This window comes from Curtobacterium sp. 9128, assembly GCF_007673775.1.
Lineage (GTDB): Bacteria > Actinomycetota > Actinomycetes > Actinomycetales > Microbacteriaceae > Curtobacterium.
Genome location: NZ_VEAF01000005.1, coordinates 167,979 through 194,087, shown reverse-complemented (window position 1 = coordinate 194,087; position 26,109 = coordinate 167,979). Strand labels below are relative to the sequence as shown.

At 72.1% G+C, this 26,109-nt stretch carries 23 protein-coding genes; 15 read left to right on the top strand and 8 right to left on the bottom strand.

The features are described 5' to 3' along the window. Positions 1-93: 93 nt before the first annotated feature. From FS641_RS12340 to FS641_RS12325, 4 genes are read right to left on the bottom strand one after another with little or no spacing between them, the layout of a single operon-like run. Entirely contained in the window at positions 94-1,692 is a 1,599-nt protein-coding gene (locus FS641_RS12340) for an ABC transporter ATP-binding protein (RefSeq protein ID WP_144764212.1), read from the bottom strand. After that, the gene (locus tag FS641_RS12335; RefSeq protein WP_144764210.1) at positions 1,689-2,534 is read right to left on the bottom strand and encodes an ABC transporter permease; all 846 of its coding nucleotides are present in this window, start codon (positions 2,532-2,534) and stop codon (positions 1,689-1,691) included. The genes FS641_RS12340 and FS641_RS12335 overlap by 4 nt, the downstream gene beginning before the upstream one ends. After that, positions 2,531-3,577 carry an ABC transporter permease gene (locus FS641_RS12330; RefSeq protein ID WP_313957800.1) on the bottom strand — a complete coding sequence of 349 codons (1,047 nt, stop codon included), beginning with the start codon at positions 3,575-3,577 and terminating at the stop codon, positions 2,531-2,533. Before FS641_RS12330 ends, FS641_RS12335 begins: the two co-directional genes overlap by 4 nt. Further along, positions 3,562-5,193: an ABC transporter substrate-binding protein gene (locus FS641_RS12325; RefSeq protein WP_144764208.1), complete on the bottom strand. Its 1,632-nt coding sequence runs from the start codon at positions 5,191-5,193 to the stop codon at positions 3,562-3,564. Before FS641_RS12325 ends, FS641_RS12330 begins: the two co-directional genes overlap by 16 nt. 32 nt (positions 5,194-5,225) lie before the next feature. Here FS641_RS12325 and FS641_RS12320 point away from each other — a divergent pair, with 32 nt between their 5' ends. Beyond that, a complete protein-coding gene (locus FS641_RS12320) occupies positions 5,226-5,912 on the top strand; it encodes a TetR family transcriptional regulator (RefSeq protein ID WP_186317737.1) in 687 nt (228 codons plus the stop codon). A gap of 25 nt (positions 5,913-5,937) precedes the next feature. Here the strand turns inward: FS641_RS12320 and FS641_RS12315 are convergent, their stop codons facing one another. Continuing rightward, positions 5,938-6,969: a cation diffusion facilitator family transporter gene (locus FS641_RS12315; RefSeq protein WP_144764203.1), complete on the bottom strand. Its 1,032-nt coding sequence runs from the start codon at positions 6,967-6,969 to the stop codon at positions 5,938-5,940. A 243-nt stretch (positions 6,970-7,212) separates the two neighbouring features. On the opposite strand from FS641_RS12315, the gene ileS reads away from it, so the two are divergent. From ileS to ndk, 4 genes are read left to right on the top strand one after another with little or no spacing between them, the layout of a single operon-like run. Continuing rightward, positions 7,213-10,476 (top strand): isoleucine--tRNA ligase, encoded by a 3,264-nt coding sequence (gene ileS / locus FS641_RS12310; RefSeq protein WP_144764201.1) that lies wholly within the window; start codon positions 7,213-7,215, stop codon positions 10,474-10,476. Then, positions 10,473-11,942, top strand: a complete 1,470-nt coding sequence (locus FS641_RS12305) for a folylpolyglutamate synthase/dihydrofolate synthase family protein (protein ID WP_144764199.1) — start codon at positions 10,473-10,475, stop codon at positions 11,940-11,942. Before ileS ends, FS641_RS12305 begins: the two co-directional genes overlap by 4 nt. After that, the gene (locus FS641_RS12300) at positions 11,939-12,352 is read left to right on the top strand and encodes a DUF4233 domain-containing protein (RefSeq protein WP_144764197.1); all 414 of its coding nucleotides are present in this window, start codon (positions 11,939-11,941) and stop codon (positions 12,350-12,352) included. The genes FS641_RS12305 and FS641_RS12300 overlap by 4 nt, the downstream gene beginning before the upstream one ends. Positions 12,353-12,387: 35 nt before the next feature. Next, a complete protein-coding gene (gene ndk / locus FS641_RS12295) occupies positions 12,388-12,807 on the top strand; it encodes a nucleoside-diphosphate kinase (protein ID WP_144764195.1) in 420 nt (139 codons plus the stop codon). Between the two features lie 260 nt (positions 12,808-13,067). Here the strand turns inward: ndk and FS641_RS12290 are convergent, their stop codons facing one another. Together FS641_RS12290 and FS641_RS12285 are read right to left on the bottom strand one after the other, a co-directional pair. Continuing rightward, the gene (locus FS641_RS12290) at positions 13,068-13,934 is read right to left on the bottom strand and encodes a thioredoxin domain-containing protein (RefSeq protein ID WP_144764193.1); all 867 of its coding nucleotides are present in this window, start codon (positions 13,932-13,934) and stop codon (positions 13,068-13,070) included. 102 nt (positions 13,935-14,036) lie between these two features. Further along, entirely contained in the window at positions 14,037-14,636 is a 600-nt protein-coding gene (locus FS641_RS12285; RefSeq protein WP_260855807.1) for a vitamin K epoxide reductase family protein, read from the bottom strand. A 338-nt stretch (positions 14,637-14,974) separates the two neighbouring features. On the opposite strand from FS641_RS12285, the gene FS641_RS12280 reads away from it, so the two are divergent. Both FS641_RS12280 and FS641_RS12275 read left to right on the top strand, forming a co-directional pair. Next, the gene (locus tag FS641_RS12280; RefSeq protein WP_144764191.1) at positions 14,975-17,896 is read left to right on the top strand and encodes an Rne/Rng family ribonuclease; all 2,922 of its coding nucleotides are present in this window, start codon (positions 14,975-14,977) and stop codon (positions 17,894-17,896) included. Between the two features lie 2 nt (positions 17,897-17,898). Then, entirely contained in the window at positions 17,899-18,765 is an 867-nt protein-coding gene (locus tag FS641_RS12275; protein WP_144764189.1) for a hypothetical protein, read from the top strand. A gap of 135 nt (positions 18,766-18,900) precedes the next feature. Here the strand turns inward: FS641_RS12275 and FS641_RS12270 are convergent, their stop codons facing one another. Beyond that, entirely contained in the window at positions 18,901-19,173 is a 273-nt protein-coding gene (locus tag FS641_RS12270) for a DUF4031 domain-containing protein (protein WP_144764187.1), read from the bottom strand. Positions 19,174-19,360: 187 nt separating this feature from the next. On the opposite strand from FS641_RS12270, the gene rplU reads away from it, so the two are divergent. The 8 genes from rplU (at position 19,361) to FS641_RS12225 (ending at position 26,054) form a co-directional block, all read left to right on the top strand. After that, positions 19,361-19,669: a 50S ribosomal protein L21 gene (gene rplU, locus FS641_RS12265; protein WP_144764185.1), complete on the top strand. Its 309-nt coding sequence runs from the start codon at positions 19,361-19,363 to the stop codon at positions 19,667-19,669. A 12-nt stretch (positions 19,670-19,681) separates the two neighbouring features. Further along, the gene (gene rpmA, locus FS641_RS12260) at positions 19,682-19,933 is read left to right on the top strand and encodes a 50S ribosomal protein L27 (protein WP_071298800.1); all 252 of its coding nucleotides are present in this window, start codon (positions 19,682-19,684) and stop codon (positions 19,931-19,933) included. 92 nt (positions 19,934-20,025) lie between these two features. Next, a complete protein-coding gene (obgE, locus tag FS641_RS12255) occupies positions 20,026-21,564 on the top strand; it encodes a GTPase ObgE (protein ID WP_144764183.1) in 1,539 nt (512 codons plus the stop codon). 7 nt (positions 21,565-21,571) lie between these two features. After that, on the top strand, positions 21,572-22,390 hold the full coding sequence (gene proB, locus FS641_RS12250; RefSeq protein WP_144764181.1) for a glutamate 5-kinase: 819 nt from the start codon (positions 21,572-21,574) through the stop codon (positions 22,388-22,390). Positions 22,391-22,556: 166 nt separating this feature from the next. Then, positions 22,557-23,822 (top strand): glutamate-5-semialdehyde dehydrogenase, encoded by a 1,266-nt coding sequence (locus tag FS641_RS12245; RefSeq protein WP_144764179.1) that lies wholly within the window; start codon positions 22,557-22,559, stop codon positions 23,820-23,822. Between the two features lie 41 nt (positions 23,823-23,863). Next, entirely contained in the window at positions 23,864-24,064 is a 201-nt protein-coding gene (locus tag FS641_RS12240) for a hypothetical protein (protein WP_144764177.1), read from the top strand. An 11-nt stretch (positions 24,065-24,075) separates the two neighbouring features. Next, a complete protein-coding gene (gene nadD, locus FS641_RS12235) occupies positions 24,076-24,675 on the top strand; it encodes a nicotinate-nucleotide adenylyltransferase (RefSeq protein WP_144764175.1) in 600 nt (199 codons plus the stop codon). Positions 24,676-25,040: 365 nt separating this feature from the next. Beyond that, entirely contained in the window at positions 25,041-26,054 is a 1,014-nt protein-coding gene (locus tag FS641_RS12225; RefSeq protein ID WP_186317736.1) for a hypothetical protein, read from the top strand. Positions 26,055-26,109: the final 55 nt, after the last annotated feature.

Below are 26,109 nucleotides of genomic sequence, written 5' to 3'. Positions count from 1 at the left end.
CCGTCCGGCCCGCCGCGACCGGCCCGCCGCGTCCGGCCCGGCGGGTTCGCGCTGAGCGACGGTCCACGCGCCGCGGTGCGCGTGGACTGTCGCTCAGCGCGTGCGGTCGGGGCGACCCGGACCGGAGGCCAGCTGCTCGGCGGCGCGCACCAGCCGCGCGGTGACGGCGTGCGTCGGGCGGAGGAGCACCTCGTCGGCGGGACCGTGCTCGACGGCGACGCCGTCGTGCACGACGAGCACGTCGTCGGCCATCCGCCGCACCGCGCGCAGGTCGTGCGACACGACGACCATCGCCACACCGGTCTCGTCGCGCAGTCGCTCGAGGAGGCCCAGGACCGCGTGCTGGACCGTCGCGTCGAGCGCCGTGACCGGTTCGTCGAGCACGAGCACGTCGGGTGTGGTCGCCAACGCCCGCGCGATCGCCAGGCGCTGTCGCTGCCCGCCGGAGAGCGTCAGCGGCGACCGTGCCCGCAGCACCGGGTCGAGGTCGACCTGGCGGAGCGCCGCGTCGACCCGCGTCCCGAGCGCCCCGGTGGCCCGTCGAGCGGCGCCGTCGGTCATGGCGTCCGCGAGCACCCGCTCGACGCTCCACCGTTCGTCGAACGTCGCCCCGGGGTCCTGCACGACGGCGGCCATCCGTCCTCGTCGTCCACGTCGGTGCCGTTCCGGGAGCGGTGCCCACGGGGACCCGTCGAGGGTGACCGTGCCGCTGTCCGGCTCCGCGAGCCCGAGCAGCATCCGGACGAGGGTGGTCTTCCCCGAGCCGGACGCCCCGACCACGCCGAGCACCTGCCCACGGCGCAGGGCGAACGAGATCCCGGCGACGGCCTCCACGCCGTCGTACGTCTTCCGCAGGTCCGTCGCGGCGAGCACGGTCTCGCGTCCGTGCGCCGCACTGTCGTCGGAGCGGGTCGGTGTCGAGTCGATCCCGAGACCGGCGGCCGCGACGAGCGCCCGGGTCACGTCGGAGTTCGGCGTGCGGAGGACGTCGGCGACCGGGCCCTGCTCGACGACCCGGCCCCCGTCCATCACGACCACCCGGTCGGCCCACCCGGCGACGAGCCCCAGGTCGTGCGTCACGACGAGCAGCCCGGCACCGCGCTGCTGCGCCGCCCGGAGCTGTTCCATCACCCGGACGGCGACGCCGGCGTCGAGCGCGGTCGTCGGCTCGTCGGCGACCACGACGGCCGGCGCGCCGATCGTCGCGGCGGCGATGAGCGCGCGCTGCCGCATGCCCCCGGAGAGCGTCCCGGCGAGCCGTCCGTCCGCCGCGATCGCGGGATCGAGGTCGACCGCGGCGAGCGCATCGCGCACCGCGTCCGCCCGCTCACGGGCGGTCATCTCGGTGTGCAGCCGCAGGACGTCGCCGACCTCGCGGCCGACTGGGCGCAGCGGGTCCAACGCGCCGAGGGCCTCCTGGCCGACGTAGCCGACCCGGGAACCGCGCACCGTGCGCCACCGCCGGTCCGAGAACGACCGCGTGTCGAGGCCGGCCACCTCGAGTCGGTCGGCGCGCATGACGGAGCCGGGTGCGGCGAGGCCGAGCAGCGCCCTGATGGTGACCGTCTTGCCAGAGCCGGACGCGCCGACGAGTGCGACGCACTCGCCTGCCTCGACCCGGAGCGACACGTCGTGGACCACGGGGGTACCGCCGATCGCGACGGACAGCCCGTCGACGGCCAGCACGCTCATCGGGCGGCTCCTGATCGTCGGACGGCGCGACCGAGCACCGTGACGGCGGTCGCGAGGACGACGATCGCCAGACCGGGGAAGGTGCTCATCCACGGCGCCGTGGTGAGGTAGGTGCGGCCGTCGGCGAGCATCGCACCCCACTCCGGGGCGGGTGGCGGCGTCCCCACGCCGAGGTAGCTGAGCGCGGAGGCCCAGACGACGGCCTGGCCGATGCCGAGGGTGCCGACGGCCACGACCGGCCAGAGCGCCGCGGGGAGCACGTGCCGGACGACGATGCGGGCGGGGGACCGGCCGGCGAGGACGGCGGTCTCGACGACCTGGGACGACCGCGCCGTGCGGACGAGCCCGCGGACGATGCGGGCGTACCCGGGGGCGGTCGCGAACCCGACGGCGAGCGTCGCGGGGACGGGACCCGGTCCGGTCACGGCGATGACGACCAGGGCGACCAGGAGCAGGGGGAGCGCGAAGGCGACCTCGGTGACGCGTCCGATCACGGCGTCGAGGAGCCGGCCGCCGAGTCCCGCCGCGACGCCGAGCAGCACGCCGACGCCACCGCCGACGAGGGTCGCGACGACGCCGACGACGAGGCTCGCGCGCGTGCCGGCGACGATCCGGGCGAGGACGTCGCGTCCGGACTCGTCGGTGCCGAGGAGGTGCCCGGCGCCCGGGGGCAGGAGCGCCTCGGCCGGGTGCACGGCGAGCGGGTCGCCGCCGCCGAGGACCGTCGGCCACACGGCGGCGACCACGGCCACCGCGAGGAACGCGGCGGCGACGGCCCCGGCCGGTCGGAGCCGCACCGTGCTGCCCCGCACCGTGCTGTCCCGCCCCGTGTTGCCCCTCACCGTGCTGTCCTGCTTCGTGCTGTCCTGCCTCGTGCGGCTCCGTCCCGGGTGGCTCCGCGCGGGTCCACGACCCGCTCGACGACGTCCGCGACCGCGAGCACGACGACGTAGGCGGCGGCGGACACCATGGCGATGCCGACGACGAGGGGCATGTCCCGCTGGGTGACGGCGGTCACGAGGGCGCGGCCGATGCCCGGCAACGCGAACACCGACTCGACGACGACCGCGCCGGACACGAGCGATCCGAATGCCCAGGCGGACAGGGCGATCCCGGGCAGCGCGGCGTGCCGGAGCAGGTGCCGACCGAACAGCCCGGCGCGGGTCTCCCCGCGGCCGAGCGCGGCGAGTGCGAACGCCGACCGCTGCGCGTCGACCACGCCGTCGCGGACCGTCTCGGCGAGGTACCCGGCCACCGGGACGGCGACCGTCACGACGGGCAGGACCCAGCCGCGCACGGTGCCGTCGCTGACGGCGGGGAACCACCCGAGGGAGCTCGCGAAGACGACGATGAGGACGCTGCCGAGCCAGAAGTGCGGGGTCACGCTCGCGGTGACGCTGATCGCCGAGGTCAGGCCGGCGGCGAACCGACCGCGCTGCGTCGACCACCACGCGGCGACGACGGCGAGCACCCAGGCGACGGCGAGTCCGGCGACCGCGAGGGTCAGCGTGACCGGGAGCTGCTGCGCGAGCAGCGTCGTCACGGGGGTGCGGAACGCGTACGAGTCGCCGAGGTGTCCGGAGGCGAGGCGCCCGAGGAACACCGCGTACTGGACCACGAGGGGGCGGTCGAAGCCGTAGTCGTGGCGGACCTCGGCGACCGCGGCCGCGGAGGCCTGCGAGCCGGGGCCGCCGAGGATCGCGAGCGCGGGGTCGCCGGGGATGAGCCGGATCGCGACGAAGACGACCGTCGCGACCGCCCAGAGCACGAGGACCCCGCCCAGCGCGCGCCGGATGACCCAGTGCGACCAGCGCAGCGGGACGGGACCGTCGCGGCGGCCGGGTCCGGCGTCCGGTGCTCCTCCGTGCGTCAGCGGTCGATCCACGCGGTGCCGAACCACGGCGTCGAGACCGGGGTGGTCTCGATGCCGTGCACGCTCGAGCGGTACAGGAAGTGGTTCTGCTGGTCGTACAGGGGGAGCACCGTGCGGCTCTCGAGGATCGTCTTCTGCGCCTGCCGGTAGAGGTCGGCACGGGTGCTGCTGTCCGAGGTCTGCGCGGCCTGCTGCAGCAGGGTGTCGAGGGCCGGGTCGTCGAGCTGGGCGAGGTTCGCGAAGTAGCCGGACGGTGCCGGGGTGATGCTCGCGGAGTCGTAGAGGATCCGGAGGACGTCGGGGCCGACCTTCGTGTACGGCGCGCTCACGACGTCGTACTGGTTCTTCGCGAGGGCGGCGTACCAGCTCGACAGGTCGAGTTCCTCGAGCTTGACCGTGAAGCCCACCTCGGCTTCGGACGCCTGGATCTGCTGGAAGAGACTGCGTTCAGCGGGGACCGACTGGTTGGTCGACACCGGGAACGTCACGGTCAGCTGCCGGCCGTCCTTCTCACGGACGCCGCCCGCGCCGACCTTCCAGCCGGCGTCGTCCAGGAGCCGCTTCGCCGTCGCCGGGTCGTACTGGAACAGGCGCTTGTCGGAGTACGCGAGGGGCTCGACGCTCGACAGCACCGAGTACGAGCGCTTCGCCGTGCCGAGGAACAGGGAGCGGATGCCCGGCTCGACCTGCGCACCGGCGATGAACGCCTTCCGCACGGCCTCGTCCTGGAACACGCCGTGGCCGGAGTTCAGCTCGAGCCGGTTCGATGCACCGGGTCGGGGAGCGTCGAGGTCCCGGATCGTCCCCTTCACCGAGGCCGCCTTCAGCTGGTCGGGCTGGGCGTTGTCGATGACGTCGACCTGGCCGGACTGCAGCGCCGCGTAGCGGGAGGTGGAGTCGGGGATGAAGCGCCAGTCGAGCCCGGCGAGCCGGGGCTTCGTCGAACCCCAGTAGTCGTCGTTCTTCGTCAGCGTGACGCGGTCGCCGTGCTTCCAGTCGGTGATCCGGAACGGGCCGGTGCCCACGGGCGACTCGCAGTTCGTCTGCTGCGGCCGGTCGAGCGCCTTCGGGGACTCCATGCCGACCCAGGCCTGCGAGAACGACTCGAGCAGGGCGCTGTCCGGACGGCTGAGTGCCAGCGTGACGGTGTGGTCGTCGGTCGCGGTGGCCTTCTCGATGGACTGCAGGGCGAGGTATCCCGTGCTCGACGCCGTGGCCGGGTCCTGCACGTGCTCGATGTTGCGGACCACGGCGGCGGCGTCGAACGGGGTGCCGTCGGTGAAGTGCACGCCGTCACGGAGTGTGAACGTGAGCGTCTTGCCGTCGTCGCTCGTGGCCCACTTCGTCGCCAGGGACGGCGTCGGCTTGCCGTCGTGGAGCCCGACGAGTTCCTCGATGTACTGGCTCGCGAGGAGTGCCTGCGGGTAGTTGCCGCCGACGTGCGGGTCGAGGCAGGTCGGCTCGGCGTCCCCGGAGGCATAGGTGAGCGTGCCGCCGGACTGCGGGGTGCTCGACGCGGAACTCGGGCCGCTGCCGGTGCACGCCGCGAGGGTGACGAGGAGCGCCGTCGCGCCGGCGATGCTGCCCGCGACACAGGCGCGGCGTTTCTGTACTCGGTCCAAGATCATGGCTGGTCGAGTCTAGCGGTTCAATGGGGTGCATGGACGCACCCATCCGCCGCGGGGGACGGCCCCGACGCTCGAGCGCCGAGGTGCTCGCGGACGCCGCCGCCGAGCTGTTCCTGGAGCAGGGGTACGGCCGCACCACCGTGGACCAGATCGCCGCCCGCGCGGGGGTGAGCCGCGCGACGTTCTTCAACTACTTCCCGGCGAAGTCCGACGTGATGTGGCTCGAGCTCGACGCCGCCGTCGGGGCGCTGCCCGCGCTGCTGGCCGCCGCGCCCGAGGGGTCGGCGGTCCGGGCCGTCGAGCACGCGCTCCTCGCCGCCGCCCGCGCGCACGACCCAGAGCGGGTGCCGTGGGCGGTCGCGCAGGCCGAGGTGATGGGCATCGGGGCGGAGCTCGTCTCGAGCGTGGCCGCCCGGGTGCTGGCGCAGCACGGCGCCGTCGCCGCGTTCGTGGCACGCCGTACCGACTCCGACGCGCGGGCGCTGTGGCCGCAGACGGTCGCGGGCGCGATGCTCGGGGCGGCTGCTGCGGCGTTCGGGGTCTGGGTGGCGGAGGGCGTCGGACGGCGACCGCTCGTGGAGTACGTGGCCGCAGCGCTCGGGCCGGTGGCGGCCGGGTTGGACACGGGCGCGCCGGGCGGGTCGGGTGGGTCTCCGGGGTCAGGCGGATCTCCGGGGTCAGGCGGATCTCCGGTGTCAGGCGGCGCCGCTCCGCGCTGAGCGACACCCCACGCGCTCGCCCGTCTCAGTCGGCTCGGAGGGCCCCGGCCCCGCCCGACGCCACGTCCTCCACGGTGCCGTCCCGGACCACCTCCGGCACGTCGGTGTCGGTCGGGTGCAGGGACGCATCGTCCGGCAGGCTCAGGGTGAGGACGGCCTCCTCGATGTACTGGCTGTCCTCCAGGGACCGCTCGACCTCCCGCAGCCGGACGGCCACGTGCGACTCGTCCTCGTTGCCGACCAGGTCGATCGCCGCGACGAGGTACACCCGCGACGGCCCGACGAACTCCAGGTGCAGGTACGTCACCCGTTCGATCTGCTCGCGTTTCAGCAGCTCGACCAGCACGGCGTCCTCGAGCTCCGGTGACGTGCTCTCCCCGAGCAGGAAGCGCCGGTTGCGGTCGATGAGGACGATCGCCACGACCCCGAGCAGCACCCCGATGAGGATGGAGCCGACGGCGTCGAAGACCGCCAGGCCGGTGATCTGGTGCAGGAGCACGCCGAGGAACGCCACGACCAGGCCGACGAGGGCCGCCGCGTCCTCGGCGAACACCGCGCGGAGCGTCGGGTTCGACGACTGCAGCACGTGCCGGAGCACCGGGACCTTCCGCTTCGTCGCCGCCCCGTGCGCCTGCCGGTACGCCTGCAGGAAGCTCGTGCCCTCCAGGCAGAACGACACCGCGAGCACGACGTAGTTGAGCAGGACGTCCTCGGCGGGACCGGTCTCCCCGAGCTCCGAGATGCCGTGGTAGATGGACACGATGGCGCCGGCGGTGAAGAGCCCGAACGCGGCGAACATCGACCAGATGTAGGTCTCGCGGCCGTACCCGAGCGGGTGGGCCGTGTCCCGCTTCCGGCCGCCGCGCCGTTCGGCGACGAGCAGGAAGACCTCGTTGCCGGTGTCCGCCCACGAGTGCGCGGCCTCGGCCACCATCGACGCCGACCCGGACAGCAGCGAGGCGACCGTCTTCGCGATCGCGACGAGCAGGTTCGCCCCGAACGCGATGACGACGGTGAGCAACGACTCGGGGCGGTCCTGTGATTCTGAGGAGGGCATCACTCCAGCATGCTCCGCTCGGGTAAACTCGGGCAGCAAGAGCGTCGATCCGGCCATCACCGGGGAGCTTCCGGAAGAACGCGGCACGCTCGCCGAGCGGGTCGTCACTAGAACCGGGCGGGTTCGGGACCGTCACCATCCCCGACGACGAGCGGCCGTGCGGATCTCGCACGGCAAGCGAGGTGGTACCGCGGAGCCGTGCTCCGTCCTCGTGGAGACGAACCGAACCCACAGGAGCAACCGGTGCGATACCCACTGAACCGCGATGACGACGCCGCTGCCGGCGTCTCGCCGTCCCCGAGCTTCCCCGCCGTCGAGCAGGGCATCCTCGCCTTCTGGAAGGGCGACGACACCTTCCGCGCGTCGATCGACCAGCGCGACGGGTGCGACGAGTGGGTCTTCTACGACGGCCCGCCGTTCGCGAACGGCCTGCCGCACTACGGGCACCTGCTGACCGGGTACGCCAAGGACGTCTTCCCGCGCTACCAGACCATGCGCGGCAAGCAGGTGCACCGCCGCTTCGGGTGGGACACGCACGGCCTCCCCGCCGAGCTCGAGGCGATGCGCCAGCTCGGCATCACCGAGAAGCACGAGATCGACGCGATGGGCATCGACGTCTTCAACGCCGCCGCGAAGAAGTCCGTGCTGCAGTACACCGACGAGTGGCAGCAGTACGTCACGCGACAGGCCCGCTGGGTCGACTTCGACGACGACTACAAGACCCTCGACGTCACCTACATGGAGAGCGTCCTCTGGGCGTGGAAGCAGCTCTGGGACAAGGGCCTGGCGTACGAGGGCTTCCGCGTCCTGCCGTACTGCTGGAACGACCAGACCCCGCTGTCCAACCACGAGCTGCGGATGGACGACGACGTCTACCAGATGCGCCAGGACCAGTCGGTGACGGTGTCCTTCCCGCTGCACGGCGACCGCGCGACCGAGCTCGGCCTGGACGGGGTGCGGGCGCTCGCATGGACGACGACCCCGTGGACGCTGCCGACGAACGCGGCGCTCGCCGTCGGTCCCGACATCGCCTACGCGGTCGTCCCCGCAGGGCCGGGAGGCTCGGCTGACGGCGCCGACGCCGGTTCCGTCTCGTACCTCCTCGCGTCCGACACCGTGGGTGCGCACGCGAAGGAGCTCGGCTACGAGTCCGCCGAGGCCGCTGTCGCAGCCGTCAGCCGTGAACTCCAGGGCAGCGAGCTCGACGGCGTCGCGTACGAGCGCCTGTTCGACTTCCTCGCCGACCAGGAGGGCTACGAGAACGCGTGGCGCATCCTCGTCGCCGAGTACGTCGAGACCGGTGAGGGCACCGGCATCGTGCACCAGGCCCCGGCCTACGGCGCCGACGACCAGCAGGTGTGCGAGGCCGCCGGCATCCCCGTCGTGCTCTCCCTCGACGAGGGCGGCGTCTTCACCTCCCGCTTCGGCGAGGTCGCGGGGATGCTGTGGTCGGACGCGAACAAGCCGCTCACCAAGGCCGTCCGTGACGCCGGGCGTCTGCTGCGCCAGGCGTCCTACGAGCACAGCTACCCGCACTGCTGGCGCTGCCGCAAGCCCCTGATCTACAAGGCGGTGTCGAGCTGGTTCGTCCGTGTCACCGAGTTCCGCGACCGCATGGGCGAGCTCAACCAGGACATCAACTGGGTGCCGGACAACGTCAAGGACGGACAGTTCGGCAAGTGGGTCGGGAACGCGATCGACTGGTCGGTGTCCCGCAACCGCTACTTCGGCACGCCGATCCCGGTCTGGGTCTCCGACGACCCCGAGCACCCGCGACAGGACGTGTACGGCTCGCTCGAGGAGCTCGAGCGCGACTTCGGTCGCCTGCCCCGGGGCGCCGAGGGCGAGGTCGACCTGCACCGCCCGTTCATCGACGAGCTGACCCGCCCGAACCCCGACGACCCCACGGGGCAGTCGACGATGCGCCGCATCACCGACGTGTTCGACGTGTGGTTCGACTCCGGGTCGATGCCGTACGCGCAGGTGCACTACCCCTTCGAGAACCGCGAGTGGTTCGACACCCACAACCCGGCCGACTTCATCGTCGAGTACATCGGGCAGACCCGCGGCTGGTTCTACGTCATGCACGCGCTGTCGACGGCGCTGTTCGACCGGCCGGCGTTCACCAACGTCGTCAGCCACGGCATCGTGCTCGGCTCCGACGGCCAGAAGATGTCCAAGAGCCTGCGGAACTACCCGGACGTGTCCGAGGTGTTCGACCGCGACGGCGCCGACGCGATGCGCTGGTTCCTGATGTCCTCGTCGGTGATCCGCGGCGGCAACCTCGTGGTCACGGAAGAGGGGATCCGGCAGGGCGTCCGCGAGTTCCTGCTGCCGTTCTGGTCGACGTACTACTTCTTCACCCTGTACGCGAACGCGTCGGGCGACGAGGGGTACCAGGCGTCGCGCAGCACCACGAGCACGGACGTCCTCGACCGCTACCTCCTCGCGAAGACCCGTGTGCTCGTCACCGACGTGACCGCGCACCTCGACGCGCTCGACACCCCGCTCGCCGCGCAGGCCATCCGCGACTTCGCCGACGTGCTCACGAACTGGTACGTCCGCCGATCGCGGGACAAGTTCTGGCTCGGCGCCGCGTCGAGCGACGCAGCACGGGCCGCGTTCGACACGCTGTACACCGTGCTCGAGACGCTCGCCCGGGTGGCCGCGCCGCTCGCGCCCCTGGTGTCCGAGGAGATCTGGAAGGGCCTGACCGGTGGTCGCAGCGTGCACCTGACCGACTGGCCCGAGCCGGGAGAGTTCCCCGCGGACGACGACCTCGTGCGCGCAATGGACCGCGTGCGGGACGTCGCGTCGAAGGGCCTCGCACTCCGCAAGGCGACGGGCAGGCGCGTCCGGCTGCCGCTCGCGACGCTCACGCTCGTCGTACCGGACCCCGCGTCGGTCGAGCCGTTCGCGGACATCCTCCGCGACGAGCTCAACGTCAAGCGGGTCGTCCTCGAGTCCCAGGCCGAGGAGTCCCTCGCCCAGTACGGCATCGAGCGGAAGCTCACCGTGAACGCCCGCGCCGCCGGTCCCCGCATCGGCAAGCAGGTGCAGCAGGTCATCCCGGCCGCCAAGCAGGGCGACTGGGTGGCGACGGAGACCGGCGTGAGGGTCGGTGGCGTCGACCTGGTCGAGGGCGAGTACACGCTCGACCTCACCGTCGCCGACGCCGCGCGCGCGGTGGCCTTCCTCGACGACGGCGGCTTCGTGGTGCTCGACACCGAGACCACTCCCGAGCTCGAGGCCGAGGGACTCGCACGCGACGTCGTCCGCGCCGTGCAGCAGGCCCGTCGCGACGCCGACCTCGACGTCAGCGACCGCATCGTGCTGACCCTCGGCGCCGACAGCGCGGCAGCAGCGGCGATCGGCACCCACCGGGAACTCATCGCGGGGGAGACCCTCGCGACCACCGTCCACGTGACGGAGCGGACGTTCGGCAAGGACGAGGGCACCGCCGTCGGCGACGCGGCGACGGTGTCCGTGGAGGTGACACGCGCATGAGCGACAGCAACGAGCACGACGACGACCGCCCGACGGACGGGTACGACGCCGACGGCATCGCGATCCCGGTCGGACCGCCCGCCGACACCGACCCGATCGAGGCGGTCCCGTACGGCGGGGACGACGACGAGGTCCGACGCGTCGAGGCGGCCCTGTACGCCCGCATCGGCGAACAGGCCCCGGAGCGCCGACTGACCGCGACGCGTCGCGCCGTCGAGCTCCTCGGCGACCCGCACCTGGCCTACCCGGTGATCCACATCACGGGGACGAACGGCAAGACCTCGACGGCCCGGATGACGGAGAGCATCGTCCGCGCCCACGGGCTGCGGACCGGGCTCATGACGAGCCCGCACCTGGTGTCGATCCGGGAGCGCATCGTCGTCGACGGCGCCCCGATCGCCCCCGACCGCTTCGTGGAGAACTGGGACGACATCACCCCGATCCTCGAGATGACCGACGCCGAGCTCACCGCGAAGGGCGAGCTCCCGCTGACGTTCTTCGAGGCGCTCACCGTCCTCGCCCTGGCGTGCTTCGCCGAGGCGCCGGTCGACGTCGCCGTGATCGAGGTCGGCATGGGCGGCGAGTGGGACTCCACCAACGTCGTGCAGAGCCAGGTGCAGGTGTTCACCCCGATCGCGATCGACCACGCCAAGCAGCTCGGCAACACCGTCGCCGAGATCGCCCGCACCAAGTCCGGGATCGTCAAGCCGTCCTCGGCCGTCGTGTCGAGTGCGCAGGTCCCGGAGGCGCTCGCGGAGCTCGAGCGCGCCGCCGAACTCACCGAGTCCACGCTCGCGGTCGAGGGGGACGGCTTCCGGGTCGTCGACGTCACGCCGGCGGTGGGCGGTCAGCTCGTCACCGTGCAGGGGGTCGCCGGCCGCTACGACGACCTGTTCGTGCCGCTGCACGGTGCGTACCAGGCCCACAACGCCGCGGTCGCGATCGCCGCGGTCGAGTCGTTCATCGGTCGTGGGACGCAGCCCCTCGACGAGGACGTCCTGAGCGAGGGCCTCGCGGGAGCCACGAGCCCCGGCCGACTGCAGCCCATCGCCCAGGACCCGCGCGTGGTGGTCGACGCCGCCCACAACCCCCACGGTGCGAAGGCGCTGGCGGAGGCGCTGCCCGTCGCGTTCCCCTCCGAGCACGTCGTCGGGGTCGTCGGCATCCTCGCCGACAAGGACACCCGCGGCTTCGTGCGGGCGCTCAAGGACACCGTCGCGACGTTCGTCGTGACGCAGCCGCCGGGGGAGCGGGCGCTCGACGCGGACGCCTTCGCCCGGGTCGTCGTCGACGAGGTCGGCGACGAGCGCGTGGTGGTCGAGCCGTCGCTCGCCCAGGCGCTGCAGGAGGCGCGTGACCTGGCGGACGAGGCGGACGCCGAGGACGCCATGGTGCTCGTCGCGGGGTCCATCGTCATGGTGGGCGCGGTCATGGACCTGGTGCACCGAGAGGGTGAGACGAAGTGACGGACGCGAACCGAGCCTCCAGGCCGGGACGGACCCCGAGGACCCGCCGAGCGCGACGTGAGCGCGGCGCGCAGGAGAGCCTGACCTCGATCGCCCTGGTCCTCGAGGCGATCATGTTCTTCTTCCCGATGCTCGTCGTCTTCGGCAAGCACACGCTCGCCCCCGGTTGGGCGTTCGGCGGCGGCATCGGAGCGATGATCGTCCTGGCGCTCGCGTCGCGCCTGACCGGGTCACGGGCCGGTGTATGGTTCGGGTGGCTGCTCCAGGCGGCCATCCTCGCCACCGGCTTCATCGAACCGTTCATGTTCGTCGTGGGCCTGGTGTTCCTCGTGTTGTGGGTGTTCTGCGTCGTCAAGGGCGGACAGCTCGACCGCCAGAACGCCGCCCGCCGCGCCGCTGCCGGGGACTGACCACATCCACCCTCGCCAACCACAGGGAGTACTGCGTGTCCGACTTCGAAGAGACCCTCGTCCTCGTCAAGCCCGACGGTGTCGCCCGCCAGCTGACCGGTGAGATCCTCCGCCGGATCGAGGCCAAGGGCTACGAGATCGTCGACCTGAAGATGCTGACCGCCCCGCGGGACCTGCTCGACGCCCACTACGAGGAGCACCAGGGCAAGCCGTTCTTCGAGCCGCTCGTGGAGTTCATGCAGTCCGGTCCGGTCGTCGCCGTGCGCGTCGCCGGGAACGCCGCGATCGCCGGGTTCCGGTCGCTCGCCGGCACCACCGACCCCACCTCCGCCGCGCCCGGGACGATCCGTGGCGACCTCGGCCGGGACTGGGGCCTGAAGGTGCAGCAGAACCTGGTGCACGGCTCGGACAGCCCCGAGTCCGCCGCGCGCGAGCTCGCGCTCTGGTTCGCCTGAGCCGCTGACGCCGCGGCGGCCGCTGGCGGCTGCTGTCCGCTGGCAGGCCGCCCTTCGCACGACCGAACGCACTCCGCACCACGGAACCACGTGGCGCGGAGTGCGTTCGCTCGTGCAGCCGGTGCCGGGACCGCCTGGAGGCCCGGCGCGCGTCCGGCGGACCGGCACCGGGCCTCCAGGCCATTGCGGCACGCGCCCGTCAATGGAACAGCCCCCGCACGCCGAGCGTGCGGGGGCTGTTCCGTCGTTGCGGGGTGGGCCTACTTGACGGCGCCACCGTTCTGCTCGACGAACGCGGCGAAGGCGTCGGTGTCGCTCCAGGCGCTGGTGCCCTGGGCGTTGTACTGCTTGCCGTTCACGATGACGGTCGGGGTACCGGTGAGCTTCGGGATGTCCGAGTTCGCGAGCGGCTGCGTCAGCACCCGGTTCGTGGCGTCGGCCACCCACCCGGCGAACTTCTGGTCGGTGATGCAGGACGCGACGTTGTCGTTCGTGGCGCCGACGCTCTTCGCGATGGACGCGAGCTTGTCGTTGGTCAGCCCTCGCGTGCCCTCGGACGGCTGGTTCTCGTACAGCGCGGAGTTGTAGTCGAGGAACGCGTCGGGGTCGTAGTTCGCCACGCAGGCGGCCGCGGCGGCCGAACGGGTCGAGTACTTGGAGCCGAGCGACGAACGGTCGAGCAGGTTGAAGGGGTGGACCTCGAGCGTGGCGGAGCCGTTCTCGACCCACTTCTTGATCTGCGCCATGTTGCCGGTCTCGAACTGGTTGCAGATCGGGCACATGTAGTCCTCGTACACGGTGATGTTCGCGACCGAGTCGTCCTGCTTCGTGGCCGTGGGCTTCCCGCCGTCGGGGATGCCCTTCGTGGTCACCGGCACGATCTTGCCGTTCTGCCCGTGCAGCACGATGCCGTCGCTCGCCATGTTCTTCGGCCCGGGGCCGGCGGGCTGCACCGAGTTGGCGATGACCAGCACGACGACGGCGACGACGGCGAGGGCACCGACGATGATGCCGCTGATCGTCAGCGTCTTGTTGCGGCGCCTGCGGGCCTTGTCCTTCGCGCGCTGGGCGGCGGCGCGCTCGCGGGCCGCGTTCCGGCGAGCCTTCTTGCTCTCGTTGTCGCTCATCGACACCGAGCGTAACGGCTGCCCGGACCCGGCAGGGTCGCCCTGGCTGGGAAGAGTCCAGGAATACGGTGACGTGTCACCGAGTCTCGGCACGCAGCGGCGTCAGAGCGTGGACAGCACCGTCGGGAACTCGATGAGGATCACCACGGCGATGAACAGGTAGTTCGCCAGTGGGATCGCCCAGCAGAAGGGCAGCAGCGTGCGACCGAGCCGCTCGGCGCGGGGACCGAAGGTGCCGCGGGACATGTTCCAGATCGTGAAGACCCAGAACAACGGGATCGTCATGGACCAGACGAGCATGCACCACGGGCAGAGGTAGCCGATGAACCAGACGGTCTGCGTGAACAGCCACGTCACGAAGACCCACGCCAGGAAGAGTCCGGCGTTGAAGGCCAGCCAGAACCACTTCGCGCCGCGGATGCCCGCGAGGAGTGCGACACCGACGGCGATCGGTGCGACGAAGCCCATCAGGCCGAGCAGCGGGTTCGGGAAGCCGAACAGGTGCCCCTGGGCGCTGGCCATCACGTTCGAGCAGTTCACGAACGGGCTGACGTCGCAGGAGAGCACCGCCTTCGGGTTCTCGTACTTCGCGAACTCGTCGAGCACCAGTCGGAACGCGGCGTAGAGCCCCACGGCCCCGGTGACGAGCAGCAGGATCGCGATCGCGACGGGACGACGGGTGGTGGGTGCTGTCGTGGTCACGCCGACATCATGACATGACGGTCTGCGCCTTCCTCGGCCTCGCGTGCGATGATGGAGCAGTCACGCGGCCGATCCGCGCGACGACGAGAGCTTTCCGGGCGCATGCCCGGACGATCAGGCGCGGTGAGAGCGCGCCGTGACCGGACGACGCGTCACTCCGACGCCGAGCCGAGCGGAGCCGGGTGCTCCGCACGGAACGTGCGCGGACCACATGAAGATGTCGACGCCGGACGGTCACGAAACCAGCGAGAGCGGGCGGCGTGGTCGCCGTCCGCCACAACGACAGAATTCCCGCCGCCCCCCAGGGGTGCGGGCGGGGCCGAGGAGTGCACCAGTCCATGGTGGAGCAGAACGAGAACACGAACCCGAACAACGACGACACCGCACCGAAGCGACGGGGGCGCCTCTTCGGCGGCCGTCGCGCCCGGTCCGCCGGCAGCCTGGAGGCCCGTGGCGGCGGCGCACCGTCGACCGACGCGGTCGAGACGGTCGCCTCGCCCGACGCGACACCGGTCGACCAGACCGGCGCCGGTTCCGCGACGGACACCGCGGCGTCGGCGACGCCCGTGACGGAGGCGAGCGGCGCCTCCCGTCCGGACGCAGCCGACGGTGCGACCGACGTGACCACGGCCGTCTCGGTCGAGGTCGCCGTCACGACCGGGGCGCCGGCGGCGCACGACGTCAGCACCGTGACGGGTGCCCTGCCCGTCGTCGCGACCGAGGCCGAGGTGGCAGCGGTGGCGGACTCGGAGGCGGACGACGCATCCGAGCCGGTCGCCGAGCAGCCGGACGAGCCCGTCGCACGCGCGGCGGAGCAGCCGGCCCAGCCCGCGACCGAGGCGCCCACCGAGCCCGTCGTGCCGAAGGCCACGTCGACGCTCAGCCTGATCTTCCACGCCCCGGTCCTGCCGGAGCTGCCGGCCCGGTCCGCGCGCTCCGAGCGGTCTGACCGGTCCGAGCGCGCTGAGCGGTCCGAGCGCGACGACCGCTGGGACGACGAGGACGACCGCGACGAGCAGGGCGGCAGCCGCCGTCGCACCCGTCGCCGCGGCAGCAGCGCCGACCGTGAGCCGCGCGAGCCGCGTGACCACCAGGAGCCGCGCCGCCGCGAGGTCGAGTGCATCACCGAGCCGCAGAAGGTGAAGGGCTCGACCCGGCTCGAGGCGAAGAAGCAGCGCCGCCGTGACGGTCGCGACGCCGGCCGCCGCCGCCAGGTCGTCACCGAGGACGAGTTCCTCGCGCGCCGCGAGAGCGTCGACCGGCAGATGATCGTCCGCTCGAGCGCGCAGAAGATCGAGATCGGCGTCATCGAGGACAACGTGCTCGCCGAGCACTACGTGACGAAGTCGCACAACGTGTCGCTCATCGGCAACGTGTACCTCGGCAAGGTCCAGAACGTGCTCCCCTCGATGGAGGCGGCCTTCGTCGACATCGGCCGCGGCCGGAACGCCGTGCTCTACGCCGGTGAGGTCGACTGGAACTCCGTCGAGACCGGCAACCACGGCCGTCGCATCGAGGCCGCGCTCAAGCCGGGCGACAAGGTCCTCGTTCAGGTCACGAAGGACCCCGTCGGCCACAAGGGCGCTCGCCTGACCAGCCAGGTCTCGCTGCCGGGCCGCTACCTGGTCTACGTGCCGAACGGCTCGATGAACGGCATCTCCCGCAAGCTGCCGGACACCGAGCGTGCGCGCCTGAAGAAGATCCTCAAGGAGGTGCTCCCGGAGCACGCCGGCGTGATCGTCCGCACCGCGGCCGAGGGCGCCACGGAGGAGCAGCTGACGCGCGACGTGCAGCGCCTCACCGCGCAGTGGGAGGCCATCCAGAAGAAGGTCGAGCACGGCACCGCCCCCGTCATGCTCCACTCGGAGCCCGACCTGCTCGTGAAGATCGTCCGTGACGTCTTCAACGAGGACTTCACGAAGCTGGTCATCGACGGCGACGCCGCCCGCGGCACGATCGAGGAGTACCTCGACGCCGTCGCGCCGGACCTGAAGGACCGTGTCGAGATCTACGACGGCCCGGACTCCTTCGAGGAGTACCGCCTCAACGAGCAGATCGAGAAGGCGCTCGACCGCAAGGTCTGGCTGCCCTCCGGAGGCTCGCTCGTCATCGACCGCACCGAGGCCATGACGGTCGTCGACGTCAACACGGGGAAGTTCGTCGGCTCCGGCGGCAACCTCGAGGAGACCGTCACGAAGAACAACCTCGAGGCCGCCGAGGAGATCGTCCGCCAGCTCCGCCTGCGGGACATCGGCGGGATCATCGTCGTCGACTTCATCGACATGGTGCTCGAGTCGAACCGCGACCTCGTCCTCCGTCGCCTGATGGAGTGCCTCAGCCGCGACCGGACGAAGCACCAGGTCGCCGAGGTCACCTCGCTCGGCCTCGTGCAGATGACCCGCAAGAAGATCGGCGTCGGGCTCCGCGAGTCCCTCGACGAGGTCAACGCCAAGGTGAACGACAACAACGCGGACCCCGGGCCCACGAAGGGCCGCCGGAAGGCCCGTGGTGGGTCGGGCACCGGTGCGAACGGTGGCGGGAACGGCTCCGGCTCCGGCTCGCAGGAACAGAAGTCGTCCCAGGCGCACCAGATCACCGACGACGTGAAGAACGCCCTGTCGCGCATCGCCGCCTCGACGCTCGCGCACGAGGAAGCCGCGGCGACGGGTGCTGCGTCGTCCGCCTCTCCGGCATCCGCTCCGGCGTCGGCCGGGTTCCCGGCGGCGGCCTCGACCGGGTCCCCGGCGACGCCGACCTCGGCGCCCGCCGGTGAGTCCGGCGAGGGGGAGTCCTCCGGCGGCTCGAAGCGTCGCCGTCGTCGCGGCGGTCGGGCGAGCTCGGAGCAGTCCGCGCCGACATCGACCGACGGCGTGCTGACCGTGCCGGCCGCGTCCGCCGACGCACCCGCTGCGTCCGCTCCTGCTGCTGCGGCGACGTCCGCGTCCGTCGAACCGGCTCCGGTGGAGTCGCCGAAGGAGAGCGCGCCGGCCCGCCGCCGCGTGTCGTCGTCGGCACCCGTCACCCCGGCGGACACCACCGTGGCGATCCTCGACATCCCCGTCGCGGTGACGAAGCGCGAGCCGCGCAAGGCTCCCGACGCCGACTCGCTCCTCGACTCGGTGCTGCAGGCGCTCCCAGAGCCGAAGCAGCCGGGTCAGGGCCGCAGCCGGTCCCGTCGGGTCTCGTCGGGCAGCATCAGCGCCCCGGCGACCACCGAGCAGGGAACGACCGACGACGGCACCGTGATCCTGGGGAGCTGACGGTGACGAACCCCGAGCAGCGCCCGCAGCACGACCGGGGGTACTACGGTGCCGGGTGGCAGCAGCAGCCACAGCAGCCGCCGCAGTACGGTTCCGCTCCCTTCGCCCCGCCGCGGCCTCCGCGGCGGGCGGGGGACCCGACGCGGGCGTTCGCCCCGGGGGCCTCGGCGGCCGCGGTCGTCGGGGCCGCGATCGCGGTGATCGGGCTCGTCGCGATCCAGGCCGTGTCCGGACTCGTCGGCATGATCGGCACGAGCGTGTCGGTCAGCCCCTTCGCGTCGTACGGCGGCCAGACCGTGCTGCTGAGCTTCGCGACCGCGGTGTTCGTGAGTCCGTTCCCGTTCTACGCGGGGGCGTTCCTCGCCCTGGCGTTCCTGACCCCGGTCACGCGCCGGAGCCCGCTGCCGGTGGTGCTCCTCCGGGCCGTGCTCGCCGGGGCAGCGGGGACGGTCGTCCTCGCCCTCGTCGGTGTCTTCACGGGCGCGTACGCGGCGGTCGACGCCGGACCCGGCCGACTCGTCGTCGACGTCGTCACCACGCCGCTGCAGCGCGGCGTTCCGCTGACCGCCATGCTCCTCGCCACGGCGACCGTCACGTGGCTCTGGCTCGGCCGTCCCCGCGCCGGGACCGGCCGCCGTGCAGCCGGGCTGCCCGGGTCCGTCCGGCCCGCTGACGCCGTCCCGCCGGCGACGGTGGCGTCCCTCGCGCCACAGCAGCAGCAGCCGGGCCAGCCGCAGCCGGGCCAGCCGCAGCAGCCGGGTCAGCCGCAGCCGGGGCAGCCGCGGTCGTCGTTCGCGCCGCCGCCACAGCAGTACGGCCAGCCGCAGCAGCCCCCGTCGAACCCGTGGGGGCCGCCGCCCGGGCGCTGAGCCCCGCCGGACCCGCGTCAGGCCCGGGCCTGCGTACTCTCGCGCTCACCGACACTCCACGCGCCGCCGAGCGCGTGGAGCGTCGCTCGGCGCGAGGACTCGCCCGGCGACGGTCCGGCGGTCCGACCGTTGCGCTCAGCCCGCGCGCTTGTCGCGCTGCGCCACCCGCAGCCCGCTCCGGATCAGCCGCAGCACGAGCTCGCGACCCGTGACGGGGAGCGCTCCGAGCGCCACGAGCTCCTCGTAGCGCGCGAGCGGGACGTCGTAGTGGTCGTGGTCGAACGCCCGCGGCGGGATGTCGGCACGCGCGGCGAACGCGTGGAGCTCCGCGTACGATGTGTCACTGACGAGGTGCGACCACACGGTCTCGTGTGCGGGCCACGTCGGCGGGTCGATCAACACGGTCACTCCGACAGACTACGTGTGTCGTGCGTTTGACCGGACCCCTGGGCATCGAGTATTCTCGATCCCTGGTGTCACTGTGCCGTTCGGTCAGCTGGCCGTTCCGCCTGTGGCTGGTCATCGGTTCCGACCGTCATGATCGTGCCTGGGCACCCGAGACTTCCCTCAAGCAGAGTTACGTAAGGATTTCCACGTGGTTTACGCAGTAGTGCGCGCCGGCGGCCGTCAGGAGAAGGTCGAGGTCGGCACGATCATCACCATCGATCGTGCAAAGGCCGATGACCAGGGCAACATCGAGCTCGCGCCCGTGCTCCTCGTGGACGGTGACTCCATCACCTCCGCCGCGACCGACCTGGCCAAGGTGACCGTCACCGCCGAGGTGCTCGAGGACCTCCGCGGCAAGAAGGTCATCATCCAGAAGTTCAAGAACAAGACCGGGTACAAGAAGCGCCAGGGTTTCCGCGCTGAGCTGACCCGCGTCAAGATCACCAAGATCGCGTAAGGGAGTCATCTCATGGCACACAAGAAGGGTGCGAGTTCCACTCGCAACGGTCGCGACTCGAACGCACAGCGCCTCGGCGTGAAGCGCTTCGGTGGCGAGGTCGTCAACGCCGGCGAGATCATCGTCCGCCAGCGCGGCACGCACTTCCACCCGGGCGCCAACGTCGGCCGCGGTGGCGACGACACGCTGTTCGCCCTGGCCGCCGGCTCGGTCGAGTTCGGCACCAAGGGTGGCCGCAAGGTCATCAACATCGTCAACGCCTAGCACCAGGCGCAACCGACGACGCAAGTCTCAGGAGGAGGGGCAGGCCGCGTGCCTGCCCCTCCTTCCCATTTCTACGAAAGTGTGAACACCCCATGGCGACGTTCGTCGACGACGTGATCCTGCACCTGCGGGCAGGGAACGGCGGCAACGGCTGCGTGTCCGTCCGCCGTGAGAAGTTCAAGCCGCTCGCCGGCCCGGACGGCGGCAACGGTGGCGACGGTGGCGACATCGTGCTCGTCGCCGACCCGCAGGTCACGACGCTGCTCGGTTACCACCGGTCCCCGCACCGCTCGAGCCGCAACGGCCAGCCCGGGATGGGCGACATGCGCAGCGGTGTCTCGGGCGAGGTCCTCGAGCTCCCCGTGCCGGTCGGCACCGTCGTCTTCGCCGAGGACGGCGACCTGATCGCCGACATGACCGAGCCCGGCATGCGCGTCGTCGTGGCGCAGGGCGGCCAGGGCGGTCTCGGCAACGCGGCCCTCGCCACGACCAAGCGCAAGGCCCCCGGGTTCGCGCTCCTCGGCACCGAGGGGGAGTCCGGTGACGTCCGCCTCGAGCTCAAGACGATCGCCGACGTCGCCCTGGTCGGCTACCCGAGCGCCGGCAAGTCCTCGCTCATCGCCGCGGTGTCCGCCGCCAAGCCGAAGATCGCCGACTACCCGTTCACCACCCTCACCCCGAACCTCGGCGTCGTCGAGTCCGGCGAGGTCCGCTTCACCGTGGCCGACGTCCCCGGACTGATCGAGGGTGCGTCCGAGGGCAAGGGCCTCGGTCTCGAGTTCCTCCGCCACGTGGAGCGCTGCGAGGTGCTGCTGCACGTCATCGACTGCGCGACGCTCGACCCCGGCCGTGACCCGGTGAGCGACCTCGACGTCCTGCTCCGCGAACTCGAGCGCTACCCGGTGCCGGAGGGGCAGATCCCGCTCGCCGAGCGCCCGCAGCTCATCGCGCTCAACAAGATCGACGTCCCGGACGCCGCCGAGCTCGCCGCGTTCGTGACGCCCGAGCTCGAGGCCCGCGGCTACCGCGTGTTCCCGATCTCCACCGCCTCCCACGCGGGCCTCCGCGAGCTGACCTTCGCGCTCGCCGACATCGTCGAGCAGGCCAGGGCCACGGCCGCCGCCGAGCCGGTCCAGGAGCGCATCGTCATCCGCCCGAAGGCCGTCGACGCCAAGGGCGGGTTCACCGTGCGGGCCGAGGGCGGCGAGGAGCACCGCTTCTACCGCGTCCGCGGGTCGAAGCCCGAGCGCTGGGTCCAGCAGACCGACTTCGAGAACGAGGAGGCGATCGGCTACCTGGCCGACCGGCTCGCCAAGCTCGGGGTCGAGGACGGCTTGTTCAAGGCCGGCGCCGTCGCCGGGTCCACCGTCGTCATCGGTGGCGAGGGCGGCATGGTCTTCGACTGGGAGCCGACGCTCACCTCGACCGCGGAGCTCATCACGAGTGCCCGCGGCACGGACGCCCGCGTCGACATGAACATGCGCCCGACCCGCAACCAGCGCCGCGAGGAGTACTTCGAGCGCATGGACGCCAAGGCCGCCGCGCGCGCCGAACTCGAAGCCGAGCGCCGGTCCGGGCTGTGGGCCGACGAGGACGGCGACGGCGGCACCACCGACGACAGCAGGGACTGAGCAGCAGATGACCGACACGACCGACCGCCCCGACCTCGGACCCGTCGCTTCGCGCGCGGACATCCCGCGGGCCAGGCGGCTCGTCGTGAAGGTCGGGTCCTCGTCGGTCAGCGGCCCGAACACCGGGCAGATCGGGTCCCTGGTCGACGCCCTCGTCGGCGCGCACGCGCGGGGCACCGAGGTGGTGCTGGTGTCGTCGGGGGCCATCGCGACGGGCTTCCCGTTCCTCGGCATCGAGGGGCGTCCGGACGACCTCGCCACCCAGCAGGCGGCCGCCGCCACCGGGCAGAACGTCCTCATGTTCCGGTACCAGCAGCAGCTCGACCGGCACGGCGTCGTCGCCGCACAGATCCTCCTCACCGCGGGCGACCTGCAGAACCCGACGCACCGGGTCAACGCGCAGCGGGCGATCGACCGGCTGCTGGCCCTCCGCGTGCTGCCGATCGTCAACGAGAACGACACCGTCGCCACCCACGAGATCCGGTTCGGTGACAACGACCGGCTCGCCGCACTCGTCGCGCGACTCCTCGGCGCGGACGCACTCGTGCTGCTCTCCGACATCGAGGCGCTCTACACCCGGCCGCCGGAACAACCCGGTGCGGAACGGATCGACGAGGTCGCCTTCGGGGACGAGCTCGCCGGAGTGACCTTCGGTTCGGTCGGCGCGGCCGGGGTCGGCACCGGGGGAGCCGGCACGAAGGTCGCCGCGGCCCGGCTCGCCGCCGAGGCCGGGACGAGCGTGCTGGTCACCGACACCGCGCTGGTCGCGCAGGCGCTGGCCGGCGAGCACGTCGGCACCTGGTTCCACGCCGCGCCGCGGTCCTGAGACGGCTGCGTCCGACGGCCTGGAGGCTCGGCTCGCCCTGGTCCGTCGGCTCGCCCCCGTCACATCCCGGGCCGGCCAGGTCCGTGCCCGTCACCGCCCGGGCCGGCCGTGTCCGGTCGGTCGTGGTCAGCCGTCACCAGGGAGGGCGCGCACCTACAATCGATCCATGTCGCTGACCGCACCCGCACCGACCCTCACGGACACGCTCGAGGCATCCCGCGCCGCTGCAGCATCCCTGGCGACCGCGACGACCGCGGTCAAGGACGCGGCGCTCCTGGCGATCGCCGCGGGCGTCCGTGCCGCGAGTGACGAGATCGTCGCGGCGAACCACGGTGACCTCGTCGCCGGCGAGGAGTCGGGTCTGTCCGGCGGGCTGCTCGACCGCCTCCGGCTCGACCCGGTCCGCATCGAGTCCCTCGCGTCCGCGGTGGAGCACGTCGTGGGGCTCACGGACCCCGTCGGGCAGTCCGTGCGGGGGTCGGTGCTGCCGAACGGCCTCCAGCTCTCCCAGGTCCGCGTGCCGTTCGGTGTCGTCGGCGCGATCTACGAGGCACGGCCGAACGTCACCGTCGACATCGCGAGCCTCGCGCTCAAGAGCGGCAACGCCGTCGTGCTCCGCGGTGGGTCGGCAGCCCAGCGGACCAACGCCGTGCTCGTCGCCCGCATCCAGGACGCGGTGGCGTCGGTCGGGCTGCCGCGTGCGCTCGTGCAGACCATCGACGAGTTCGGCCGCCAGGGCGCAACCGAGCTGATGCGTGCCCGCGGCCTGGTCGACGTCCTCATCCCGCGGGGGAGCGCGTCGCTCATCCAGACCGTCGTCACGGAGTCCCAGGTGCCGGTCATCGAGACGGGTGCCGGCGTCGTGCACGTGTTCCTCGACGAGTCCGCCCCGCTCGACCGCGCCGTCGACATCGTCCTCAACAGCAAGGTGCAGCGGCCGAGCGTGTGCAACGCCCTCGAGACGCTCCTCGTGCACGGAGCCGCGGCCGAACGCCTGCTGCCGACCCTCGCCGACCGCCTCCGGGCCGCCGGCGTGACGCTCCGCGGCGACGACGAGACCCGGCGGATCGTGCCGGGCGTGCTCCGGGCGACCGAGGCGGACTGGGCGACCGAGTCGATGGACCTCGACCTGTCCATCCGCGTCGTGCCCGACGTCGACGCCGCGATGGCGCACATCGCGCGGTGGTCGACGCACCACACCGAGTCCATCGTGACGAACGACGTCGACACCGCCGAGCGGTTCCTCGCCGCGGTCGACTCCGCCGTGGTCATGGTGAACGCCTCGACGCGTTTCACCGACGGCGGCGAGTTCGGCTTCGGGGCCGAGGTCGGCATCTCCACGCAGAAGCTGCACGCGCGGGGTCCGATGGGCCTGCCGGAACTCACCAGCACGAAGTGGGTCGTGCGCGGACAGGGACAGATCCGCGGCTAGACTGGTCCGCAGTCTTCCCCGACCGATCGGAGCCACGAACCATGACCCTCATCGCAGAAGCCGCCGAGCACGCCTCGTCGGTCCCCGCGTTCATCTTCCCGGTCGTGGCCGCCGCGTTCTTCATCTTCCTCGGGTTCGTCACCTGGTCGTTCCGCGACGTCGCCTACCGTCACTCGAACAAGTTCGAAGCCACCCGCACGCACGAGACCGGTGTGGACGAGTTCGGCCACACCAAGATCTGACGCGCCGCTCGATGCTCGAGAGCTCGGGGCGGCCCCGTATCGGCGTGATGGGTGGCACGTTCGACCCCATCCACCACGGCCACCTCGTCGCCGCGTCCGAGGTCGCGAAGTCGTTCGACCTCGACGAGGTCGTCTTCGTGCCGACCGGGCAGCCCTACATGAAGTCGGGCGTCACGGACGCCGAGCACCGCTACCTGATGACGGTCATCGCGACCGCGTCGAACCCGATGTTCACCGTCAGCCGCGTGGACATCGACCGTCCGGGCCCGACGTACACGGTCGACACGCTCCGCGACCTGCACGACCAGCGCCCCGACGCGCAGCTCGTCTTCATCTCCGGCGCAGACGCCGTCCAGCAGATCCTCGACTGGAAAGACCATGATGGGCTCTGGGACCTCGCGCACTTCGTCGCCGTGACCCGCCCCGGGCACGACCTCAGCATCAGCGGACTGCCCGAACGCGACGTGAGCCTGCTCGAAGTCCCGGCCCTGGCCATATCCTCGACCGACTGCCGCGACCGGGTCCGACAGGGGAACCCCGTGTGGTACCTGGTCCCCGACGGTGTCGTCCAGTACATCACCAAGCATCACCTGTATCGGAGCGTTGCATGAGTCCGTCCGACGCGCAGCCGCCACTGTCGCGGCGCCAGGCGCGCGAGCGTGAGCGCGCGGCTGGCGCCGGCGCGCAGCCCGTGACCCCGCCGCCCACCGTGCCCTCGAGTGCACCCGCCTCCGCCGACGGCGGTCGTCGTCGCCCCGGCTCCCACGTCGCCCCCGCGGCCGCTGCGCCGGCCCAGGGCCCAGCGCCGGTCTCCTCTGCGCCGGCTTCCTCTGCGCCGGCTTCCTCTGCGCCGGTCTCCTCTGCGCCGGTCTCCTCGGCGCCGACCTCCTCGGCCCCGGTCTCCTCGGCGCCGCCGGCGTCCGCCACCGAGATCGTGCCGGGGACCGGTGGGCTCACCCGACGGCAGATGCGCCAGATGCGCGAAGCCGAGGGACAGAGCGTCCGTCCGGTCCCGCTGCGCAACCCCACCCCGCACTCCTCGGACCGCACGGTGCAGGACGTCCTCGGGACGGTCGCGTCGCTGCCGGAGGAGGACCGCACCGCGTCCCCGGCAGTCGAGCGCGACGCCGCGCACCCGGTGGCACTGGACCCGGCCGCCGTCGAGCAGGCCACCGCCGCTGACGGCTCGCCCGATGCGATCGAGCCCCTCGAGGAAGCCGCCGCGCACGCCGAGGAGCCCCGACGCCACCGCTCGACGTGGGCCCCCCAGGGCGACCTCGACGCCGAGGAGTCCGCGGTGGTCGAGCCCGTCGTTGACGTCGACGTCGCTCGTCCGTCCGCCTCGGAGCCCGGCGTGTTCCCGCTGTCGCTCGACGCGGAGGACGACGACACGAACGAGGTGCCCGTCCAGGCGTCCCGGTCCTCCGACGACGACGCTGTGGATGCTCCGGAGCCCGACGGCGCGTCCTTCCGACGTCCGGTCGAACCGAAGCCCGTCACGACGGCATTCGCAGCGCCGGCCGGCCACTGGTCGACCCTCGCGCACGACTCCAACGACGCCGAGGTGCAGGACACCGAGACCGGCGAGCGCCGGGTCGCGGAGAGCCGTACGAACGCCATCATCCTGCCGAACTCGGCCCTCGCCGACCCGACGGGTGCCCTGAACGCCACCGGTGAGGTCATCCTCACCGGGTCGATCGACCTGCCGGCATCGCTGTCCTCGACCGGATCGCACCGCCCGATCGACGGCGCCGAGGTGGACCGCCTGCTCGACCAGCACGACGAACAGCCCGAGACCGACGCCAGTCCCGTCCGGGCGAGCCGTGCGGTGTCGAGCCACACCTCGACGCGGCAGGTGGTGCTCGCCGCCGCCAAGCCCAAGGAGTCGCGGACGTGGCCGATCATCGCCGTGACGGTGGGCGCGGTCGGCGTCGCCGGGGCAGCGGTCATCATCGTGGCCCTCGTCACCACCAACTTCTTCGGGTCCTGACGTTCCGCGTCCGGCCCCGGACCTCGCTGCCGTCGGTGGCGTGGCCTATGATCAT

Bases quoted from the DNA above. Each gene is read 5' to 3' on its own strand.
- rpmA (WP_071298800.1), top strand. From the start codon at position 19,682: ATGGCACACAAGAAGGGTGCGAGTTCCACTCGCAACGGTCGCGACTCG.
- FS641_RS12340 (WP_144764212.1), bottom strand. From the start codon at position 1,692: ATGAGCGTGCTGGCCGTCGACGGGCTGTCCGTCGCGATCGGCGGTACC.
- FS641_RS12290 (WP_144764193.1), bottom strand. From the start codon at position 13,934: ATGAGCGACAACGAGAGCAAGAAGGCTCGCCGGAACGCGGCCCGCGAG.
- obgE (WP_144764183.1), top strand. From the start codon at position 20,026: ATGGCGACGTTCGTCGACGACGTGATCCTGCACCTGCGGGCAGGGAAC.
- FS641_RS12305 (WP_144764199.1), top strand. From the start codon at position 10,473: ATGAGCGACAGCAACGAGCACGACGACGACCGCCCGACGGACGGGTAC.
- FS641_RS12315 (WP_144764203.1), bottom strand. From the start codon at position 6,969: ATGCCCTCCTCAGAATCACAGGACCGCCCCGAGTCGTTGCTCACCGTC.
- FS641_RS12280 (WP_144764191.1), top strand. From the start codon at position 14,975: ATGGTGGAGCAGAACGAGAACACGAACCCGAACAACGACGACACCGCA.
- FS641_RS12225 (WP_186317736.1), top strand. From the start codon at position 25,041: ATGCGCGAAGCCGAGGGACAGAGCGTCCGTCCGGTCCCGCTGCGCAAC.
- proB (WP_144764181.1), top strand. From the start codon at position 21,572: ATGACCGACACGACCGACCGCCCCGACCTCGGACCCGTCGCTTCGCGC.
- FS641_RS12240 (WP_144764177.1), top strand. From the start codon at position 23,864: ATGACCCTCATCGCAGAAGCCGCCGAGCACGCCTCGTCGGTCCCCGCG.
- nadD (WP_144764175.1), top strand. From the start codon at position 24,076: ATGCTCGAGAGCTCGGGGCGGCCCCGTATCGGCGTGATGGGTGGCACG.
- FS641_RS12320 (WP_186317737.1), top strand. From the start codon at position 5,226: ATGGACGCACCCATCCGCCGCGGGGGACGGCCCCGACGCTCGAGCGCC.
- FS641_RS12325 (WP_144764208.1), bottom strand. From the start codon at position 5,193: ATGATCTTGGACCGAGTACAGAAACGCCGCGCCTGTGTCGCGGGCAGC.
- FS641_RS12245 (WP_144764179.1), top strand. From the start codon at position 22,557: ATGTCGCTGACCGCACCCGCACCGACCCTCACGGACACGCTCGAGGCA.